Source organism: Pseudomonas savastanoi, from assembly GCF_020917325.1.
Classification (GTDB): domain Bacteria; phylum Pseudomonadota; class Gammaproteobacteria; order Pseudomonadales; family Pseudomonadaceae; genus Aquipseudomonas; species Aquipseudomonas amygdali.
In genome coordinates this window covers 1,315,157-1,333,920 of sequence record NZ_CP076652.1, presented here as the reverse complement: position 1 = coordinate 1,333,920, position 18,764 = coordinate 1,315,157, and the positions used below count along the sequence as shown (strand labels likewise).

Annotated in this window: 20 protein-coding genes; 9 read left to right on the top strand and 11 right to left on the bottom strand. The window is 57.3% G+C overall.

Annotation, left to right across the window (positions count from 1 at the left end; genetic code table 11):
• The first annotated feature begins 16 nt into the window (after positions 1-16).
• The 4 genes from KP808_RS05930 to KP808_RS05915 all read left to right on the top strand — a co-directional run bounded on the left by KP808_RS05930 (position 17) and on the right by KP808_RS05915 (position 3,392).
• Positions 17-970 (top strand): alpha/beta hydrolase, encoded by a 954-nt coding sequence (locus tag KP808_RS05930; RefSeq protein ID WP_230017741.1) that lies wholly within the window; start codon positions 17-19, stop codon positions 968-970.
• 41 nt (positions 971-1,011) lie between these two features.
• A complete protein-coding gene (locus KP808_RS05925; protein WP_058399565.1) occupies positions 1,012-1,299 on the top strand; it encodes a YceK/YidQ family lipoprotein in 288 nt (95 codons plus the stop codon).
• A gap of 123 nt (positions 1,300-1,422) precedes the next feature.
• Positions 1,423-3,168 carry an OPT family oligopeptide transporter gene (locus KP808_RS05920; protein ID WP_122259252.1) on the top strand — a complete coding sequence of 582 codons (1,746 nt, stop codon included), beginning with the start codon at positions 1,423-1,425 and terminating at the stop codon, positions 3,166-3,168.
• 62 nt (positions 3,169-3,230) lie between these two features.
• Positions 3,231-3,392 carry a DUF2986 domain-containing protein gene (locus tag KP808_RS05915; RefSeq protein ID WP_230017739.1) on the top strand — a complete coding sequence of 54 codons (162 nt, stop codon included), beginning with the start codon at positions 3,231-3,233 and terminating at the stop codon, positions 3,390-3,392.
• 643 nt (positions 3,393-4,035) lie between these two features.
• On the opposite strand, the gene KP808_RS05910 is transcribed toward KP808_RS05915, so the two are convergent.
• The 3 genes from KP808_RS05910 to hmpA all read right to left on the bottom strand — a co-directional run bounded on the left by KP808_RS05910 (position 4,036) and on the right by hmpA (position 6,481).
• On the bottom strand, positions 4,036-4,662 hold the full coding sequence (locus KP808_RS05910) for a glutathione S-transferase family protein (protein ID WP_058401732.1): 627 nt from the start codon (positions 4,660-4,662) through the stop codon (positions 4,036-4,038).
• Between the two features lie 127 nt (positions 4,663-4,789).
• The gene (locus tag KP808_RS05905; RefSeq protein ID WP_230017737.1) at positions 4,790-5,206 is read right to left on the bottom strand and encodes an ester cyclase; all 417 of its coding nucleotides are present in this window, start codon (positions 5,204-5,206) and stop codon (positions 4,790-4,792) included.
• Between the two features lie 87 nt (positions 5,207-5,293).
• A complete protein-coding gene (gene hmpA, locus KP808_RS05900; protein WP_230017735.1) occupies positions 5,294-6,481 on the bottom strand; it encodes an NO-inducible flavohemoprotein in 1,188 nt (395 codons plus the stop codon).
• A 309-nt stretch (positions 6,482-6,790) separates the two neighbouring features.
• On the opposite strand from hmpA, the gene KP808_RS05895 reads away from it, so the two are divergent.
• Positions 6,791-8,212 (top strand): sugar porter family MFS transporter, encoded by a 1,422-nt coding sequence (locus tag KP808_RS05895; RefSeq protein WP_002552378.1) that lies wholly within the window; start codon positions 6,791-6,793, stop codon positions 8,210-8,212.
• A 49-nt stretch (positions 8,213-8,261) separates the two neighbouring features.
• Here KP808_RS05895 and KP808_RS05890 read toward each other — a convergent pair whose 3' ends face one another.
• From KP808_RS05890 to KP808_RS05855, 8 genes are all read right to left on the bottom strand, one after another.
• A complete protein-coding gene (locus tag KP808_RS05890) occupies positions 8,262-8,882 on the bottom strand; it encodes a LysE family translocator (protein ID WP_005743272.1) in 621 nt (206 codons plus the stop codon).
• Between the two features lie 62 nt (positions 8,883-8,944).
• A complete protein-coding gene (locus KP808_RS05885) occupies positions 8,945-9,868 on the bottom strand; it encodes an ornithine cyclodeaminase family protein (protein ID WP_230017733.1) in 924 nt (307 codons plus the stop codon).
• Positions 9,869-9,907: 39 nt separating this feature from the next.
• Positions 9,908-10,492, bottom strand: a complete 585-nt coding sequence (locus KP808_RS05880; RefSeq protein ID WP_230017731.1) for a carboxymuconolactone decarboxylase family protein — start codon at positions 10,490-10,492, stop codon at positions 9,908-9,910.
• Positions 10,493-10,542: 50 nt separating this feature from the next.
• Entirely contained in the window at positions 10,543-11,163 is a 621-nt protein-coding gene (locus KP808_RS05875) for a bacilysin biosynthesis protein BacA (RefSeq protein WP_230017728.1), read from the bottom strand.
• A gap of 2 nt (positions 11,164-11,165) precedes the next feature.
• Entirely contained in the window at positions 11,166-12,149 is a 984-nt protein-coding gene (locus KP808_RS05870) for a branched-chain amino acid transaminase (protein ID WP_005743267.1), read from the bottom strand.
• Positions 12,150-12,151: 2 nt separating this feature from the next.
• Positions 12,152-13,549 carry a phenylacetate--CoA ligase family protein gene (locus tag KP808_RS05865; RefSeq protein ID WP_058408956.1) on the bottom strand — a complete coding sequence of 466 codons (1,398 nt, stop codon included), beginning with the start codon at positions 13,547-13,549 and terminating at the stop codon, positions 12,152-12,154.
• Positions 13,550-13,574: 25 nt separating this feature from the next.
• Complete coding sequence (locus tag KP808_RS05860) at positions 13,575-13,997, bottom strand: DUF2000 domain-containing protein (protein WP_005743265.1); 423 nt, start codon at positions 13,995-13,997, stop codon at positions 13,575-13,577.
• A gap of 14 nt (positions 13,998-14,011) precedes the next feature.
• Positions 14,012-14,392: a Dabb family protein gene (locus tag KP808_RS05855; protein ID WP_058408957.1), complete on the bottom strand. Its 381-nt coding sequence runs from the start codon at positions 14,390-14,392 to the stop codon at positions 14,012-14,014.
• Between the two features lie 233 nt (positions 14,393-14,625).
• Between KP808_RS05855 and KP808_RS05850 the strand changes: the two genes are divergently transcribed.
• The 4 genes from KP808_RS05850 to KP808_RS05835 all read left to right on the top strand — a co-directional run bounded on the left by KP808_RS05850 (position 14,626) and on the right by KP808_RS05835 (position 18,764).
• Positions 14,626-15,105: an Lrp/AsnC family transcriptional regulator gene (locus KP808_RS05850; RefSeq protein ID WP_005745878.1), complete on the top strand. Its 480-nt coding sequence runs from the start codon at positions 14,626-14,628 to the stop codon at positions 15,103-15,105.
• A 98-nt stretch (positions 15,106-15,203) separates the two neighbouring features.
• Complete coding sequence (locus KP808_RS05845; protein ID WP_058408958.1) at positions 15,204-15,584, top strand: glyoxalase superfamily protein; 381 nt, start codon at positions 15,204-15,206, stop codon at positions 15,582-15,584.
• 249 nt (positions 15,585-15,833) lie between these two features.
• Positions 15,834-17,639: an allophanate hydrolase gene (gene atzF, locus KP808_RS05840; RefSeq protein WP_230017726.1), complete on the top strand. Its 1,806-nt coding sequence runs from the start codon at positions 15,834-15,836 to the stop codon at positions 17,637-17,639.
• A gap of 15 nt (positions 17,640-17,654) precedes the next feature.
• A complete protein-coding gene (locus tag KP808_RS05835; protein ID WP_230017724.1) occupies positions 17,655-18,764 on the top strand; it encodes a BMP family ABC transporter substrate-binding protein in 1,110 nt (369 codons plus the stop codon).

Below are 18,764 nucleotides of genomic sequence, written 5' to 3'. Positions count from 1 at the left end.
GCCTCGGGAGCACGTATTGAACGCCGATGAATTACTGGACCCGGCCTATCGTTGGTTCATGGACGAGCCGTCGAGCAACTGGACGCTGCACACCCTTGCCGACATCAGGGCTCGCGTCAGCGCCTCATGGGCAACCGCCGCCACCAAGCGCGGCGAGCAACACTGGACCTCCTCCGATTCGGACAACGGCGTCAGGTTATGTCTTTATCGTCCGGACCTTTCGCTCTCTCACTCTGGACTCCCCGTCATCCTGTATATCCACGGTGGCGGCTTTGTTCTGGGCAGCCCGGAGATGGCCGATGATTACCTCGCAGAGCTAGCCGTCGAGCTCAAGGCAATCATCGTCGCTGTCGATTATCGGCTCGCCCCCGAGCATCCATTCCCGATCCCGCTGGAAGACTGTTACGCAGCGCTGGAGTGGATATTCAGCCACGGGCCGACGCTGGGCATGAACACCGGTAACCTGGTGATCATGGGCCACAGCGCCGGCGGCGGGCTTGCTGCCGCGCTCGCTCTGCTGGCAAGAAACAAAGGGCTGCGGACACTCGCCGGTCTGGTGCTGATCTACCCCATGCTCGATCACCGCACTGGCGCGCCTGACGCTCCGCCAGCCAACCCGACTACCGGCACTTTCAGCTGGTCGCGCCAGGCCAATCATTTTTGCTGGGAAAGCCTGCGCGGTGCCTACGCACTGGACGATGATCGCAAGACCCTGTTCTCCCCCGCACTGGCCACCGACCTGAGCGATCTGCCGCCCACTTTCATCTGCGTTGGCGCACTTGATCTGTTTCTGGAAGAGGACTTGGCATTCGCGCTGACCCTGTCGCGCTCTGGGGTGCCGGTGGAATTGCATGTCTACCCGGGCGTGCCGCATATGTTCGATCAGTTGCCAGGCGAGCAGACAGCGCAGGCTACGCAAGATATTGCCCGGGCCATGCGCAGGATGATCGCCACGGGGTTATGCGACTAGAATGACGCACACGTTGCATCAACTCTGAAACAAGGGAATGTATGTTCAAGCAATGCCTGTTACTGGCTGCAGCCATCTCACTGAGCGGCTGCTGGAGCCTGATGTATCACCTTGATGGTGAACGTTGCGTCTATCCCGGAACACGACACGGCTGGGCATGGGGTACCAAAGACGTGACATCAACCTGGCCCTGGCTGATAGACGTGCCGTTCTCTTTGGCGCTGGATACGCTGTTTTTGCCCTACGACCTCACCGCTTTCCTGCCAGAAAACCTTGGCGGTGATGATCGCGAGTGCCATTTCAATGATGGGCTGAATGTGCTTGGTTGAGAGGATCCCGCAGAGTCAGGATTCTACAAAGTGACGAGGGGCTGGAAGCCCGTCATCTGAACCTTCGGCCACTATGACGCTCACTTTATAGGTTGCCTTGTCTCATTGCCGAGAGGAACTCGCATGCTTTCAACCTCGCCATCGATCCCTCTTGTCAGTCCTGTCGAGCGCGAGCTTAGTCTGCGCGCGGTCATTACCGGGGTCGTGCTCGGTATCCTGTTGACGCCTTCCAATGTCTACGCCGGGTTGAAGATTGGCTGGTCGTTCAATATGTCGATCATCGCCTTGTTGATCGGCTATGCGATATGGCAAGGGCTTTCAAAGCGTTCATCCGAGCATCTGCCGTGGACGCTGCATGAGAGCAACATCAATCAGACCGTGGCGTCGGCAGCTGCGTCGATCATTTCCGGTGGGTTGGTCGCGCCGATTCCGGCTTATACCTTGCTGACCGGTCAGCAACTGGATGCCGTCCCGATGATCGCCTGGGTGTTCTCGGTGAGTTTTCTGGGGATCTGGATTGCCTGGTACTTGCGGCCATCATTGCTCAACGACAAATCGCTGAAGTTTCCCGAAGGCATGGCCACTCTGGAAACCCTGCTACACATCTACAACCATGGGCGCGAAGCCGCAATACGCTTGAAGGTGCTGCTCAGCACCGCGTTGCTGTCTGCGCTGGCCAAGTGGGTCGACACATTCATATGGGCGTTCCCGCGCTGGTCGCCGAGCGCTCACCTGGAGCGTCTGACCTTTACCGCCGACCCTTCGCTGCTGTTGGTTGGGTTCGGCGCAATTATCGGCATTCGCGTCGGCATGACCCTGCTGCTCGGTGCTCTGCTGGCCTGGGGCGGTGTGGGGCCGTGGCTACTGAACCAGGGTCTGGTGACATTACCGGCCGACAGCAGCGGCCCGCAGTTCGCAGCACTGGTGGAATGGTTGCTATGGCCGGGTGTGAGCCTGATGGTCTGCTCGACCCTGGCTTCACTGGCGATCCGTTTGTGGGCATTGCACAAATCCACCAGAGCCAGTGGCGGGACGACCTGGTCAGTGCCCAAGGCCGGGCCTGCCGTCGGTTTTGCGCTGGCGATTTTGCTGGTGGTCAGCCTGCAGGCGCTGTTATTCGGTATCAATCTGTGGATGGCATTGCTGACCATTCCCCTGGCAATCTGTCTCGCAGCCGTGGCGGCTCGAGTAGTCGGTGCCACCGGCATTCCCCCTATCGGGGCAATCGGGCAGTTATCGCAACTGAGCTTCGGCATCGTCGCGCCCGGGCAGGTGCCGATCAACCTGATGAGCGCCAACACGGCCGGAGGTTCTGCCGGGCAATGCACGGACCTGATGAACGACTTCAAGGTCGGCCGGGCGATTGGCGCCACGCCGCGTAAACAGCTGATCGCCCAGACACTGGGTATTTTCGTCGGCAGCATCGTCGGAGTTCTGGCTTACATGGCGCTGATTCCAGACCCGCAATCGATGCTGCTCACCGAAGAATGGCCCGCCCCGGCAGTAGCCACCTGGAAAGCCGTCGCACAAACGCTGACCCACGGCCTGGATTCGCTGTCGGCGAGCATCCGCTGGGCGATTTTCATCGGCGGGCTGGTCGGGTTGTTGCTGGGCATCCTCGACAGCACGCTGTCTGCTCATCGCGCGCGATACTTGCCCAGCGCCGCAGCACTGGGCCTGGCCTTTGTCCTGCCAGCCTCGGTGTCTCTGATGATGGCCCTTGGCGCAGTGCTCACCTGGCTGGTGAACTGTCGCTGGCCGTCCGTTACAGAACGCTTCGCCATTACCGCGGCGGCAGGCTTGATTGCCGGAGAGAGCATCACCGGTGTCGGTGCGTCGTTGTGGCAGATGGTTCAGAACGGCGGGTAGTCGCATGCATGGTGCGACAGGCAACTGCTATGATTCGCGCCTGTGCAAGCGAGTTGAAAAGCATGAATCGTCGCAAGAAAATCCAGCAGTTGCTGAAAGCCCACGCCAAAAAGGCCAGCGCCAAACTGGCCCCGCAGAGCAAGGCCAAATACATCAGCAAGGCCGACCGCTTGAAGCTGGCGGCCGAAGCGGGTCAGGACTCGACCAGCCCGTCCGAAGGCTGACCCGCCACATGCGCGCCTTGACGACGCAGAGCGTCGAGAACTGCATTCCCACGCTGGAGCGTGCGGAACGATGACCGCAACTATCGTGCGAAGCTCTGCGTCGTATGCCTTTCTGGGCCTCAACAACTATCGTGCGACGCTCCGCGTCGCATGCCTTTCCGGACGCTCTGCGTCCTCTTGGCGACGCAGAGCGTCGAGAGCTGCATTTCCACGCTGGAGCGTGCGGAACGATAATCGCAACTATCGTGCGACACTCCGAGTCGTAAAGCCCAATGCTGGAGCGATCATCGCAACTATCGTGCGACGCTCTGCGTCGTATGCCTTTCCGGACGCTCTGCGTCCTCTTGGCGACGCAGAGCGTCGAGAGCTGCATTCCCACGCTGGAGCGTGCGGAACGATAATCGCAACTATCGTGCGACACTCCGAGTCGTAAAGCCCAATGCTGGAGCGATCATCGCAACTATCGTGCGACACTCCGAGTCGTAAAGCCCAATGCTGGAGCGATCATCGCAACTATCGTGCGGCGCTCTGCGTCGCATGCCTTTCCGGACGCTCTGCGTCCTCTTGGCGACGCAGAGCGTCGAGAGCTTCATTACCTGGCGGAGCATGAGGAACCGCGGCGCAAACGCCTAAGGCATGGCGGTTACTTGGCGAAAGAATATTCCCCGCCCTGCTCCAAAGCCTTGCGGTACGCAGGCCTGCTCTGCAGTCTTTCAACCCACGCCGTCACATTCGGGTACGGCTGCAGCATTCCCTGGGCCTTGGCGAGTTCGCCAATGAAGCTCATCTGAATATCCGCGCCACTCAGTTCTTCTCCCAATAGATAAGGCGTCAACCCCAGAGAGTCGTTCAGATAACCCAGATAATTGGCAAGCTCCGACTGGATACGCGGATGCAGCGGTGCGCCAGCGTCACCCAGACGTCCTACGTACAGGTTGAGCATCAGCGGGAGAATGGCCGAGCCTTCCGCGAAGTGCAGCCATTGCACGTACTCATCGTAGGTAGCGCTGGCAGGGTCCGGTTGCAGTCGGCCATCGCCATGACGGCGAATCAGGTAGTCGACAATGGCACCGGACTCGATGACGACATGCGGGCCGTCTTGAATAACCGGTGATTTGCCCAGCGGGTGCACAGCCTTGAGTTCAGGCGGTGCAAGGTTGCTTTTCGGGTCGCGCTGATAACGCTTGATCTCGTAGGGCAGGTCGAGCTCTTCAAGCAGCCACAGAATACGCTGCGAACGGGAGTTGTTCAGGTGGTGGACAGTGATCATTTCAGGCTCCGCCGGGTGATAGTGTATAGAAAAGACTGCGCTGCCACCGGGGAGTGCCCTGAAATGCGGTTACTTCGACGAGCGTGCCGGAAAAGCTGCGTTGATGAGCTGCACACCGATGAAAATCTCAGGCGCTTCTGTCACTGGAGGCGGCCGCTGGCTCACCACGAAGTTCTCGCTCCACTGCGGCTTTATCAATGACCGACCAGACGCTGACAATCTTGCCGTCGCTGAATGTGTAAAACACGTTCTCAGAAAAGGTAATGCGCTGGCCATGCGCGTTCAGCCCCAGAAATCGACCCTGCGGCGAACAGTTGAATATCAGGCGGGCAGCCACCTGTGACGCCTCAACCACCAGCAGGTCGATGTTGAAACGCAGGTCAGGAATAATGCTGACGTCGTTTTCCAGCATCGTCCGGTAGCCGGCCACGCTGATCCGCTCGCCGTTGTATTGCACGTCGTCGTCGACGAAATCGCCCAGATCCTGCCAGCGGCGTTCGTTGAGACAGGCAATATAAGCTCGATATCGCTCGGTCAGATGCATGGCGTGCCCTCCTGTTCAAAATACTCGAAGCAGCCTTTTTAAGGGCCTGCGTCAAAAGACATGCGGTTCTGCGCATCTGAAATGCGCTCAGGCCAACGCCTCAGCCGGGCCAAAAAACTCATAATGGCTTTGCCCGTCCGGAACACCCAGCTCGTGCAGCGCGCGCTTCATGAACGCCATGAACGGCTTCGGACCAAGGAAATAGGCCTCGACGTCCCTGTCCGCCGGCAGCCATTGCTGCAGATGCTCAATCGAAGCAGGCCCCGTCACACTATTCGCCGGTGCGTCACCGGCCGCAACTTCGCTGTAGACCACGTGCGCCGCAAACTGCGCATATCGCTCGCGCCAGTCATCAATGACCGCCTGGAACGCTTGCACGCTGGCATTACGAGCGTAGTGGATAAACACGACGTGTCGGTGACCTGCCTGCAACGCAGCTTCCGCCATGGCCAGCGTCGGGGTGATGCCGACACCGCCGCTGATCAGTACCAGCGGTTTGCTGCCTTCGACAAGCACGAACTCGCCAGAGGGCGGGAACAATTCTACGGTGTCGTCCACTGCGACCTGATCGTGCAGGTAACCGGACGCAACGCCGCGCTGCTCTCGCTTGACGCTGATGCGATAGCTCACACCGTTGGCAGGCGCAGAGAGCGAGTAATTTCTACGAATTTCTCCGCCTTCGCTGTTCAACCGGATACCGATGTACTGACCGGGCTTGTGCGCGATGACCGGTTTACCATCAACAGGCTGCAGGTAGAACGACATGATCTCGCTGCTTTCCGGCACCTTGCGAACAACCTTGAACAGCCGTCCGCCACGCCAGCCACCCGGTGCTGCGGCGATGCTTTCATACACATCGCGCTCGGCATTGATCAGCATGTCAGCCAGTTGCTGATACGCCGCAGCCCAGGCATCGATCACTGCGTCCTTTGCGACCTCAGCGCCCAGCACCTCGCGAATGGCGCGCAGCAGGCAGGTACCGACAATCGGATAATGCTCTGGCAGTATCTGCAGCGCGACATGTTTGTTGACGATCTGCGCCGCCAACGGCCCGAGGTTTTCGAGGCGATCAATATTGCGCGCGTACATCAACACCGCATTGGCCAGCGCCCGTGGCTGTGCGCCATTTGCCTGGTTGGCCTGATTGAACAGCGGACGAACCTGAGGATATTCATCGAGCATGATGCGATAGAAATGAGTGGTAAGTGACTCGCCGCCTGTTTCAAGGATCGGTACGGTGGCTTTGATGATGTCGCGATGGGCAGTGCTGAGCATGATCCACTCCAGAGTGTGCAGTTTCGTTCATGGAACCAGAGCAACGCACGTGCCAGATAAAAACCCATTTAAAATCAATGAATAGAAAATTTAAAAGTCAAAAGGACTGAGTCTTATTGACTAATATCCGGAAAAATCCGGTCATTATGACCAGATAAAGTTAATCGTTTCAGCCATCCTCGCACGCAGAGCATCTTCAAGAATTCAATCCCGACCGGGTTTGTAGGGAACTAGCGCGCAACACATCGCCCTAAGCCTGACATCTACGTACTGGCGCGACGCTGGTTTCAAACGAAGGACTTCAGATTCATGTCTTCAAGTAGCACCTCAGCAGCGGCCGATCCGCAAGGTCGGCAAAGCGCTTCACCGAATCGACTCATCTTTATCTCCGTACTCGTGGCCACCATGGGTGCGCTGGCGTTCGGCTATGACACCGGCATCATCGCCGGTGCATTGCCTTTCATGACGCTCCCCACCGATCAGGGCGGGCTGGGCCTGGATGCCTACAGCGAAGGGATGATCACCGCTTCACTGATCGTCGGCGCTGCGTTTGGCTCGCTTGCCAGCGGCTACATCTCCGACCGTTTCGGACGCCGTCTGACCTTGCGTCTGCTGTCGGTGCTGTTCATTGCTGGCGCACTGGGCACGGCCATCGCGCCTTCCATTCCGTTCATGGTCGCTGCGCGCTTCCTGCTGGGTATCGCAGTGGGTGGCGGCTCGGCTACGGTGCCGGTGTTCATTGCCGAAATCGCCGGGCCGTCGCGTCGTGCGCGACTGGTCAGCCGTAACGAACTGATGATCGTCAGCGGCCAGTTGCTCGCCTACGTTCTGAGCGCGGTCATGGCCGCTCTGCTGCACACACCTGGTATCTGGCGTTACATGCTGGCCATCGCCATGGTGCCGGGCGTGTTGCTGCTGGTCGGTACGTTCTTCGTACCGCCGTCGCCGCGCTGGCTGGCGTCCAAAGGCCGCTTCGATGAAGCGCAGGATGTACTGGAGCAACTGCGCACCAACAAGCAGGATGCGCAGCGCGAAGTGGACGAGATGAAAGCGCAGGACGAGGAGGCTCGTCACCGCCCGAAAGCCAGGGAGTTGCTGCGTCAGGGCTGGGTGATCAAGTTGCTGCTGATCGGCATTGGCCTGGGCTTTACCGCGCAGCTCACAGGCGTTAACGCCTTTATGTATTACACGCCGATCATTCTCAAGAATACCGGCATGGGCACCAACGCTGCGCTGACCGCCACCATCGGCAACGGCGTGGTATCGGTTATCGCGACCCTGCTCGGCATTTGGGCGATTGGCCGTTACGGCCGTCGGCACTTGTTGATGACCGGGCTGGTGATGGTCATCCTGATGCAGGCAGCGCTGGGTTGCGTGTTGCAATTCATGCCGCAGAACCTCACCCAGAGCTACACCGCCCTCGCCTGCATTCTGGTGTTCCTGCTGTTCATGCAGATGTGCATCTCGCCGGTTTACTGGCTGCTGATGTCGGAATTGTTCCCGATGCAGGTGCGCGGATTGCTGACCGGCACAGCAGTATCGATGCAATGGCTGTTCAACGCATCGGTGGCATTCACCTTCCCGATTGCAGTCGATACCATCGGCAACCCGACGTTCTTCATCTTTGCGGCCATCAACGTCGGCTCGTTGATATTTGTCTTCCTGTGCCTTCCGGAAACCAAAGGCAAATCGCTTGAGCAGATTGAAAAGCATTTGAAGAAAGAGCTGTAACGGCCGACCGGATGAGGCCATCAACGGCCTCATCTACCCTCCAGGCAGATCAGCGCACCAGCATCGAAGCTGCCGCCGCCACCATGATTGCCGCCGCACCGCGAAACAGTTTTCTCTGGGCGCGCTCGCTCGACAGTAAATGTCGAATGCGCAATGCAGCAAATATGAATACTGCACCGACGCCAAGCAACACCAGCACGGTCAACGGCACCAGAACCAGCCCCCACGTCTGCAAAGAAACCGTTTCGAGATTGATGACCAACGGTAAAAGCGCCAGATAAAAGGCAATGGTCTTGGGGTTGCCCAAGGTGATGGTCAATCCTGAAGCGGCCGCAGACAGCAACTCTTTTTTCTTTGCTGATTTTCCGATTTCTATGGCTTGATGGTCTGCGAACCAGAACTGCCAGGCCAGGTAGCACAGATAAATCGCGGCCCCCCAACGCACGACCTGAAACAACGCATTGAAGTGTTCGGCAATCATGGCAAGGCCAAATACTGCAAATGAAAGATAGGTCAAGTCACCGAGAATCAGCCCGGACAGCAGGCAGAAACCTGACACCGCGCCGCCACTGACGCTCCGTGCTACCAGCGCAGCCATACCGGGGCCGGGAATGGCTGCGGCAATGCCCAGCGCAGCCGAATATGTAAGAACCTGAGTAAGATCAAGCATGTTGCACTCCTTGAAATAATTATAAGTGCCCGGCGAGCAGCGCCGTAAACCAAGTAAGACCGCTAACCGTTTAAACGGGACGCTACCCACTGGCGGATTATTTCCCGAGAGAACACCAGATCCTGCACAGCCAGCCCAACCGACTTGAAAACTGTTATGCCTCGAGTTGTTTGCGGCGTTTCATCTTTGCACAGTGTGCCGATCTCTGTTCCGCCACCCGGCTGCGCAAGCAGACCTTTCTCAACGGCCTTGATCACGCAGTCGGATGCGGCCAGCACCGAACGGTTGCAGTCAGTGAATAACGTAACGTCCTGATAGATATCCTCGTGCAGTTCCTGAAAACCGGGGGCTGAAGCGCCGATTGCGTTGATGTGACAGCGCACCGGAAGATCCGCATGAAACAAGATGGGCGAACGTGCAGCAGTGGTGGTACAGATGATATCGGCTTCGCTAACAGCCTCGGCAGCGGTATTGCAAATCGAAATGGGCAGATCGCAGTGCTGCGCGCTCCAGGCCGCAAATTCGCGACAGGCCTCGTTGCTACGCCCCCATACTGAAACGTATCTGATCGGCCTTACCGCTTGCATTGCCTGCAGATGAGCTCTCGCCTGCAAGCCCGTGCCCAGGATGGCAAGGCGACTGGCGTCGGGGACGGCCAGCAACCGTGTTGCATGAGCAGATGCAGCCGCTGTACGGATTTCCGTAACTGCACCTGCGTCCACCCCTACGACAGGGGCAACCTGCGCCTCGTCATAAATCAGTATCGTGCCCATGTGAGAAGGACCGCTGGCAGCGTCTCCGAACCTGACGACCACTGACTTCAGACCGAACCCCTTGTAAGGACCGCTCTTGATGTAGGCAGGCATGACGCCCATCAGTGCGTTATCACCGCCCTTGATAACGGTACGCAACGGCTGCTCTACCTGCCCTGAAGAATGCAGCAGGAACGCGGCCTCGCTAAGTTGGAGGCTGAGCTGAATATTCATGAGCGACTTGACCGTATTACCGTCCAAATGAAGCATCGTTCAAGCCTCGGACACTGTGTTGAGCCCTTGAAAGGCTTCCCATTTGAACCGCTCATCGATTTCAGTACCGGCAATACTGTTCAGGATCGTTGACATGTTTTTCTGTGCGACAGCGAGAATAACGTCCAGCATGTTTTGTTTACTGAAGCCCGCTTTGAGTAAGGCCTCTACGGCTGCCCCGCTCAAGCGGCCACGGCAGTTGATCACTTGCTGGGTAAACTCGCGCAATGTCCGCAAACGGACATTCAGGTGCGCAGGCTGATGAGCCAATGCATCGACCACGGACTGATCGACGCCCTTGGACAAGGCAATGAAGGCATGCGCCTGAATGGTATAGGAACACGCGTTTTCCACCCCTGTGGTTATCCAGACCACAGCCTTTTCCTCTTCGCTCAACGAGCTTTCGATAACTAGGTCATGCGCCCGCTGGTAAGCGCCCAATAATGAAGGCGACTCGGCCATATAGGCACTTTGATTGGGGATCCAGCCAAAGTTGTCGATTGAACTCTGAAGCAACGCTTTACTTTTCAGGGGGGCAGAATCGATCGTGTGGAGCTTCAAGACAGTCATGATGACCTCGATCAAAAGTGATTCGGGGCTACCCGGCTTGACCAGGTGGCCTTATGTTTGGGGAATCAGCGGTAGCGTGCGCTGACTTCAACGGGTTGAGTGTTCCACCGGATCGGCGCGAAGACGGACCAGAGCATGCGGATGGGGCGAGTCTTCGATATGAACTGAAGCCCATGGATATGGGCTGCCACCTCGGTGGTCAACGCAACGTCAACTTCACCCCTGGCTACCGCAGCCGCAGCGGCGCTGGTAGACAGCGAAAAGATCACCGAGTCGACTTCAAAACCGTCAGGCAGCAACTCCTGAATCAGCATCAGCGGAGCGGGATGAGTCGCTATCGTCAGTTTTCTGGTATTCAACTGCCCCTTGCTCACCAGGCCATACTCTGGGGTATCGAAGACGAAAGTGGCCACAAGGCTTAACCGCGGGTTCATATAAAAGTTATGAATCTGCGGATAGGCGTTGGCCACGATCAGTACCCCGGGGATGCGCTCGTCCATCGCTGAGCAGGCATGCTCATAAGAGTCACTGAGGTTGATCTGCACCTGTGATTCAGGAAAGCGCTGGCCAAGCCATTCGGTAAAAAAACCAGCCGCTGCTTCACTACTGGTTCCACTCGGCCCCAATGTATGAATCATCACCTCGCGCCAGTCGCCTACACTCAAATTCAGGAATTTACTGTCCATTGTCATAAATCTCCGGATGTTCGATTGTGCAAGGGGCTCAGCCAGTGGGCATATCGGCTATGCGAACCTTTTACCGTTTGCAGGTAGAGGCTTCTCAGCGCGCCGGTTACTTTGCCCACTTTGTGGTCCTGCAATACGTAGTGATCAATCTGTGTCACGGGTACGATCTCGACCCCTGTGCCAGCAAGAAAGCACTCGTCGACCGAATACAATTCGGAAAACGAAATGTCTCGTTCCACCACGCTTAATCCTAATGTTTCTCTGGCCAGGGTCATGATCGAATCACGGGTAATGCCCTCTAGAATGTGTGCACTGAGAGGCGGTGTGATAAGGCATCCATCCTTGACCACGAACACATTGGAGGTGGTTGACTCGGCCAGATTGCCGTGAATATTCAACATCAACGCATCGTCAAAACCGTTGCGTTGCGCCGACTCCATGGCCAACGCCGAATTGGCATAGCTACCGGTGATTTTCGCTCGCGAAGGAAGAGATACATCCGGGATGCGTCGCCAGCTCGAAACGGCGCAGCGGATGCCGGCAGCGGGCATGTAGGCGCCCATTGCCAGAGTATTGATCACCAGCCCTGAGCTGACGCCGGTCAGCTTTACACCAAAACCAACGCCGGGCAGCAGCGCTTTTTTATAGGCCATGGGCCTGATATAGCAGTCGGTCAGCGCCTCATTGCGACGCAGTAAATCAAGAATTATTTCCTTTAGTTCAGTGCGGCCAGGCAGGCTGTCCAACTGCAGCAACCTGGCTGAGTTCTCCATACGTTTAAGGTGATCGTCGAGCCTGAAGACATTCAGCTCGCCGTTATCAGCAACGTAAGCGCGTATACCCTCGAACACCGCAGTGCCGTAATTAAATGCCTGGGTCGTGATTGGAACCAGAGCTTCTGCAGCGGCGACAAAACGATCATCCAGGTACACCCATGGGTGAGGTTTGCGCGGACTACTTTTAGTGTTGAGCGGCACGTCGACCATGGTCAGGCCCTCCGTGCAGCGATCTTCAAGGCGGTATCACGCTCCAGATTATCGCCGCCCGTACGTTTGTCATGGAGTCGGGCAGCTTTCCAGCTGACCATCGCTGCCGTGCCAGTCACAGCGTCGGTAGGGCCGACAGTAATACTTACGGGAACACCGAGTGCAGTCTCCATAAAGCCGGCTACAGCGTTCAGGTCATTTCGGGCTTCGCTATTGGGCTGCAACTCGATAGTGACGCTTAATTTATCGATACCCGACACGGTCTCGACCTGGATGTGATAATCCAGACAGCCTGTGAGATGCTCGAACAGCGCTGCTTCGACGTCGTAGGCGCAATGGTTGCGTCCGTTTATAACCAGCGTGTCTCTGAGCCGTCCGATCGGGATGATCTGCCACTTGCCCTGATTCAGAACCCGGGCTCTGACCGTGTCTCCGGTGCGATACCGAATAAGGGGCTTTTGGCCCTGATAGAGGTGCGTGATAACCAGTTCACCGGTCATCTGGCCGTCTTTCGGTTCCAGGACTTCGCCGGTGATCGGGTTGACCACTTCATAGACAACATTCAAGGGCACGGTGCACAAATGCCCCTGCTTGTCACACGCGGCGAGAATGGAAGACTCCTGGGATGCGTACATACAGTTGTAAACCGCGCTGTTCCATACATCGCCAATGTTGCGCAACAAGCCAGGGGTGGTGAGTTCACCCAACGTGAATATCAACTTCACACCCAGCGATGAGGGGGTCTGCCCTTTGTTGATCAAATGCCTTGCCAGGCTGATTGCAACTGCGGGAGTACACACCAGTGCGGAGATTTTCAGTTCCCTGATCAACGTAATGGCACGTTCCATCCCGACGACAGGTGATCGCGGCCACATTTTCACTACCGTGTGCCCCAGACTTCGACAGACGTCCTCGAATGTATCTCCGGTGGAGTGAAGCTCCGTAGGCCCCATGACACCGACTATGTGTCGTTCGCCGTGAGCCTTGAAAAGCGCCTCGTAACGAAGTATCAATGGGGTGTTGTTGAATATCGAATCCCGCTCGTTACGCGGACAGGGCGTGGCCGCTCCTGTTGTACCGGTGGTTTCGTAATAGATCCAGGCATCGGCCAGCGGAGCAGAGAGCATGAAGTGACCTGCCGTGCGCAAGTCATCTTTCGTCGTAAATGGCAGTTGACGGAAAGCGTGCCAGTCCAGAGTGCCCAATGCAGCGTCCGAAGGGGACAACAGGTCGCGATAAAACGGAGAATGGGCTTTGACGTAACGAAGTGTTTGCCTGAGGCGGTCGAGTTGGATAGACCTTAACTCCTCAAGGGAGATACCATCGTTTTCAAACAACGCATGCTGCTGGTACGTGGCACGCGCCAACTCTAGAAGATCCGGTTTGAATAAAGCGTACACGCCAACCTCCTTGTCATTAAGATATTTACTTGAACAGCGGAAAGTTTCCTGACAGTTTGCTTATCTTTTTCTTCGGCCCTATCAGCCCGATCGCGACCAACTCGATGGACGAACTGTCCGCCTCGGAGATTCGTGACTCATACTCCTGATAGGTTTTGCAGGACTGCGCCAGTGCGCTGAAAGGAATGCTGAAAATTTCATCGTCGGCCAAGGCTTTTTCCTGAAGCTCGCGCAGGCTTTCATTGCTAGACAACAGGATCGGCAAAGGCGCGTAGATAACGCCGGGATAGTTGACACTGTCGCGGCTCTGCATGTCCGGGCCTACCAGCCCGTCTACGGAACGCCCCATGCTGACGCCGATGACGCTAACTGCGTTCGCGGCATGCCCCAGACCCAGCGACTTATCAACAACGATTACACACTTATGAAGTGTCGCATCAAAATTCATGGTCCCCCCTCCAACTATCGAGAAACGCTCAAGGCATCGAGCGGTGACCTGACAACGTCAGCCCAGCCCTCGAGCAGCCCTGACCAATGCGTTGTTTCACTAGTAATATCAATGTCCACGACCTGCCAACTGGCGATCTTTTGCCACTTGAGCACACCGTCCTGATGATCAGGATGAATAAGAAAACTTGAAAGTTCTTCCTGACTTTCAAATAAGCCCATAACCACAAAATCCATGGCTCTTTTACGAAAGCTTATATTTCTTCCACAGGCCCAGCCTGCAATCTCGTTAATATGGTGCGGGTGTCGACGGGTGGCAGCCTCTGCCTCAATGACTTCATTGTCACACCACTGAAAAGGCTCGTGAAACTTGAAAAAAACCAAGTGGAGAATCATGCATCGTCCTTGTTTATAGCCCACAACGTTTACAGAGTTATTGATAAGCGGGCCTGCCCCTATGCAATTTTTAAACAACCCAGCTGTATGCAAACAGTGTATGGATGAGACGTTTACCAAGCCTTGCCTGAAAAAATACTACACGCTTTAAACAGGAAGAAATGATCTATTCTGATTGTCAGCATCACCGAATTAGGTAGAATTCCCCCCATCCACAGGGAGTTGCGGAATTTATGACCTATCAGACGTTGAACCCTACTGATGTAAGGATCCTCACGGCCCTGCAACAGGACGGCCGGATCACCAATCAGACCCTGGCCGATCAGATCGGCATGTCTGCCTCGCCCTGCTGGCGACGGGTCAAACAACTTGAAGAGCATCGCTATGTGCTGGGTTACAGAGCGGTGCTGGACCGTCGCAAGATCGGGCTGGGTGTCATGGTGTTCATTCGGGTCAGCATCGACTCTCACAGTGAAGCCGAGGCAAGAAAATTCGAGCAGGAAGTCATGCAACTGGAGAACGTCGTGGCGTGCTACAGCATCGGCGGAGATGCCGACTTTCTGCTTCAGGTGGTGGCACGCGACCTGGATTCGTTTGCCGACTTCGCCATGACGGTGGTCAGAAGGCTCCCTGGGATTAAAGAGATGCAGAGCATGTTCGTCTTGAAGGAGATAAAGCCTTTCGTCTCATTTCCGGTCAAACCTGCGGCCTGACCGCATCAGGCTTAGGCCCTGGATGGCAAGTTCGGGTCAGCAAACATGCATCGCCTGCAAACATCAAACAATCGATCGTTTTCAATAAAGGAATAGTCATGTCCACGACCGAGCAAGCCACTGTGACTTTCGACAGTGCCATCCCGATCCTGCGGATGTTCGACGAACGCAAAGCGCGTGAGTTCTACCTCGACTTTCTCGGTTTCAGCGTCGAATTCGAGCATCGTTTCGAGGCCGATCTGCCGTTGTATCTGGGGATCAGCCGCAATGGCCTGCATTTGCACCTTTCCGAACATCACGGCGACGCCTGCCCGGGGGCTGCGGTGTTTATTCCCACTCAAAACATCGAGCAATTGCGCGATGAGCTGATTGGCAAACAGTACGGTTATGCACGACCCGGCATTGTTCAGCAGGGCTGGGGCCAGGTACTTGAAGTCTGCGATCCGTTCGGCAACCGCATCAGGTTCTGCCAGAGTTGAGGCAAACGCATTAACGTCAGCGGAGACCGATAAACCGGTTGTCCGGCTGACGCCACCACTGCCGGCACAATGGATATGCCGTGATCCATCGTTGTGCACATTGCCGCGTTCAAGCGCAAAGATGACGCATGACTGCGTCAAAAAACTTCGCTAACAGCCTTTAATCCCCTGCCAATCCGCCTTCGGTCAACCTTGGCCCATAACGTGCAAACGTGCCAGTTCATCTTGTATACATGAATGAACACCACTATGACCGCACTCGACATTTCCCAACTTCAGTCGGCGTTACGTTCAGGTCAAACAACCCTGACGGCACTTGTGCAAACCCTTACAGCGCACATTGATGCGGATGACCGGGCGGAAGTCTGGATTCATCGCGTGCCCGTGACGCAGCTTCTTGAAAGGGCGAAGACGCTGGAAAGCATTGCCGCAGAAGCGGGCGATTCGGTGTATGAGCAACTGCCGCTGTTCGGCGTGCCATTTGCGGTCAAGGACAATTTTGACGTGGCCGGAATACCGACCACGGCTGCGTGCCCGGCTTTCGCCTACACGCCCAAGGAAAATGCTCACGTCGTACAGTTACTGCTCGACAGTGGCGCGATCCTGATGGGCAAGACCAATCTCGATCAATTCGCCACCGGTCTGGTGGGTGTCCGCTCGCCCTACGGGGCCGTGCGCAATGCCCACGATCCGGCCTACGTCAGCGGCGGCTCCAGTTCCGGCTCGGCGGTGGCCGTCGCGCGTGGCTACGTGAGTTTTGCACTGGGCACGGACACGGCAGGATCAGGCAGAGTGCCCGCCGGGTTCAACGGTATCGTCGGGCTCAAGCCCAGCCTTGGCCTGTTCAGCAGCCGAGGCGTGGTGCCCGCCTGTCGCACGCTGGACTGCCCGTCGATATTTGCCGGGGATGTGCTGCAAGCCTGGCAAGTGGCGCAGGTCATCGCGGCTTACGACCCGCTAGACCCCGCCAGTGTGCCCGTGCAGGCATTGGCAGTGCAGCGCAGGGCTCGGCGTGTCGCGGTGCCACGGCACTGCGAGTTCTTCGGTGATGCTCAGGCGCAAACGGCTTACCTGAAAACCCTGGAAGCCCTGCAAAGCGACCCGCTGGTAACTGTCGAACCCATCGACTTCGATGTCTTCGCCGAGGCCGCGGCCCTGCTGTACCAAGGCCCATGGGTGGCCGAGCGGCGGGCAGCGGTAGGCAGATTCTTCACCACCCATGCTGAGGATATTCACCTGGTGGTGCGCGGCATCCTGCAGAGCGCCGCTTCGTTTGATGCCGTGGACACGTTCAATGCCCGCTATCGGCTGGCGGAACTGACGCGAACAGCCCAGCAACTGCTGGCCGGGGTCGATGTGCTGGTGGTCCCGACGGCGCCCTGCATGCCGACCATTGATGCAGTGCTCGCCAACCCGGTCGAGCTCAATTCACAGCTCGGCTACTACACCAACTTCGTCAACCTGATGAACATGTGCGCCCTCGCCGTTCCGGCAGAGCGCCGTGCCGACGGGTTGCCTGCGGGCATCACGCTGATCGGCCCCGCCGGTGCCGACCAACGCCTGGCAGAAATAGCCGCAGCCTGGCAGCCGCTCTTCGGTCAGACAGACCAGAGCGAAGCCGTCGCGATGGCACCCTTGCCCCGCAACAGCCCTGTCGTGCAGGTCGCGGTTGTCGGCGCGCACCTCGTCGGCCAGCCGCTCAACTGGCAATTGCTCGAAGGCAGTGCCCGTCTGCTGCGTACCACAACCACCAGCGCAGATTACCGGTTGTATGCACTGGCCGGTACTTCGCCACCGAAGCCGGGCCTGGTGCGTGTGCCTAAAAAGGGCGAGCGCATCGAAGTCGAGGTCTGGGAAATGCCGCTGAACCTGTTCGGGGCCTTCGTCGCCGCGATTCCCGCGCCATTGGGCATCGGTTCTCTGCAATTGGCCGACGGCCAGTGGGTCAAGGGTTTCATCTGTGAGCCAGCCGGCCTTGAGGGCGCGCTGGACATCACTGATTTCAAAGGCTGGCGCGCCTACCGCGCCGCGCACACATCTTCCATCGCTCATTGATCAGGGGTAGCACGCATGTCGAACGTTGATCGTCGCAGTTTCATCAAGTTGGCAGGCATTATCGGCCTGAGCGCAGCACTGCCGTTTGGTCGTGCCTACTCAGCCGACGCGCCGCTGGTGGTGGGTTTCATCTACGTCGGCGCTCGCGACGACTTTGGTTACAACCAGGCCCACGCCCAAGCAGCGGCCATCATCAAGACGCTGCCCAACGTCAAAGTGATCGAGGAAGAAAACGTTCCGGAAACCGTGGCCGTGCAGAAGACCATGGAAGCCATGATCCGTCAGGACGGTGCGACACTGATTTTTCCGACCTCATTCGGCTACTTTGAGCCGCATGTGGTCAAGGTCGCGAAAAAGTACCCGGACGTGCGTTTCGCGCATTGCGGCGGCCTCTGGCAGAAAGGTAAGGACCCGATCAACGCGGGCAGCTTTTTCGGTTACATCGACGAAGCGCAATACCTGAACGGCGTGATTGCCGGACACATGAGCAAGAGCAAAAAACTCGGTTTTGTGGCCGCCAAGCCTGTGCCTCAGGTACTGCGCAACCTGAATGCCTTTGCCATGGGCGCACGCTCGGTAGACCCGAGCATCGTGACCACGGTGATCTTTACCGGTGACTGGTCGTTGCCGGTCAAGGAAGCAGAAGCCGCCAATGGCCTGATCGACCAGGGCTGTGACGTACTTACCTGTCATGTCGACGGCCCCAAGGTGATCGTCGAGACGGCTGAAAAGCGCGGTGTCATGACCTGTGGCTACCACGCCAGCCAGGCCGCGCTGGCACCCAAAGGTTACCTGACCGGTGCCGAATGGAATTGGGAAACTCCTTATCGCGCCCATGTAGCGGCAGCCCAGAGCGGCGCGCCGATGATCAACTTCCTGCGCGGCGGGCTCAAGGAAGGCTTCGTCAAGACTTCCGCCTATGGACCATCGGTGACTGCCGACGCCAAACAGCAAGCGGATGCCATCAAGGCGCAAATGATGGCCGGGCAGTTCGTGATCTTCAAAGGCCAGCTCAAGGACAACAAAGGCGCGGTGGTGATTGCCGATGGTGTTTCACAAGGCCAGACCGACATCGCCCTGGAGAGCATGAATTACCTGGTCGAAGGTGTACTTGGCCAGCTCTGA

Coding starts and splice junctions, on each gene's coding strand:
- KP808_RS05875 (WP_230017728.1), bottom strand. CDS start 11,163: ATGGACAGTAAATTCCTGAATTTGAGTGTAGGCGACTGGCGCGAGGTG.
- KP808_RS05850 (WP_005745878.1), top strand. CDS start 14,626: ATGACCTATCAGACGTTGAACCCTACTGATGTAAGGATCCTCACGGCC.
- KP808_RS05890 (WP_005743272.1), bottom strand. CDS start 8,882: ATGCTTGATCTTACTCAGGTTCTTACATATTCGGCTGCGCTGGGCATT.
- KP808_RS05910 (WP_058401732.1), bottom strand. CDS start 4,662: ATGATCACTGTCCACCACCTGAACAACTCCCGTTCGCAGCGTATTCTG.
- KP808_RS05920 (WP_122259252.1), top strand. CDS start 1,423: ATGCTTTCAACCTCGCCATCGATCCCTCTTGTCAGTCCTGTCGAGCGC.
- hmpA (WP_230017735.1), bottom strand. CDS start 6,481: ATGCTCAGCACTGCCCATCGCGACATCATCAAAGCCACCGTACCGATC.
- KP808_RS05895 (WP_002552378.1), top strand. CDS start 6,791: ATGTCTTCAAGTAGCACCTCAGCAGCGGCCGATCCGCAAGGTCGGCAA.
- KP808_RS05835 (WP_230017724.1), top strand. CDS start 17,655: ATGTCGAACGTTGATCGTCGCAGTTTCATCAAGTTGGCAGGCATTATC.
- KP808_RS05925 (WP_058399565.1), top strand. CDS start 1,012: ATGTTCAAGCAATGCCTGTTACTGGCTGCAGCCATCTCACTGAGCGGC.
- KP808_RS05905 (WP_230017737.1), bottom strand. CDS start 5,206: ATGCATCTGACCGAGCGATATCGAGCTTATATTGCCTGTCTCAACGAA.
- KP808_RS05885 (WP_230017733.1), bottom strand. CDS start 9,868: ATGAATATTCAGCTCAGCCTCCAACTTAGCGAGGCCGCGTTCCTGCTG.
- KP808_RS05870 (WP_005743267.1), bottom strand. CDS start 12,149: ATGGTCGACGTGCCGCTCAACACTAAAAGTAGTCCGCGCAAACCTCAC.
- KP808_RS05915 (WP_230017739.1), top strand. CDS start 3,231: ATGAATCGTCGCAAGAAAATCCAGCAGTTGCTGAAAGCCCACGCCAAA.
- KP808_RS05845 (WP_058408958.1), top strand. CDS start 15,204: ATGTCCACGACCGAGCAAGCCACTGTGACTTTCGACAGTGCCATCCCG.
- atzF (WP_230017726.1), top strand. CDS start 15,834: ATGACCGCACTCGACATTTCCCAACTTCAGTCGGCGTTACGTTCAGGT.
- KP808_RS05855 (WP_058408957.1), bottom strand. CDS start 14,392: ATGATTCTCCACTTGGTTTTTTTCAAGTTTCACGAGCCTTTTCAGTGG.
- KP808_RS05860 (WP_005743265.1), bottom strand. CDS start 13,997: ATGAATTTTGATGCGACACTTCATAAGTGTGTAATCGTTGTTGATAAG.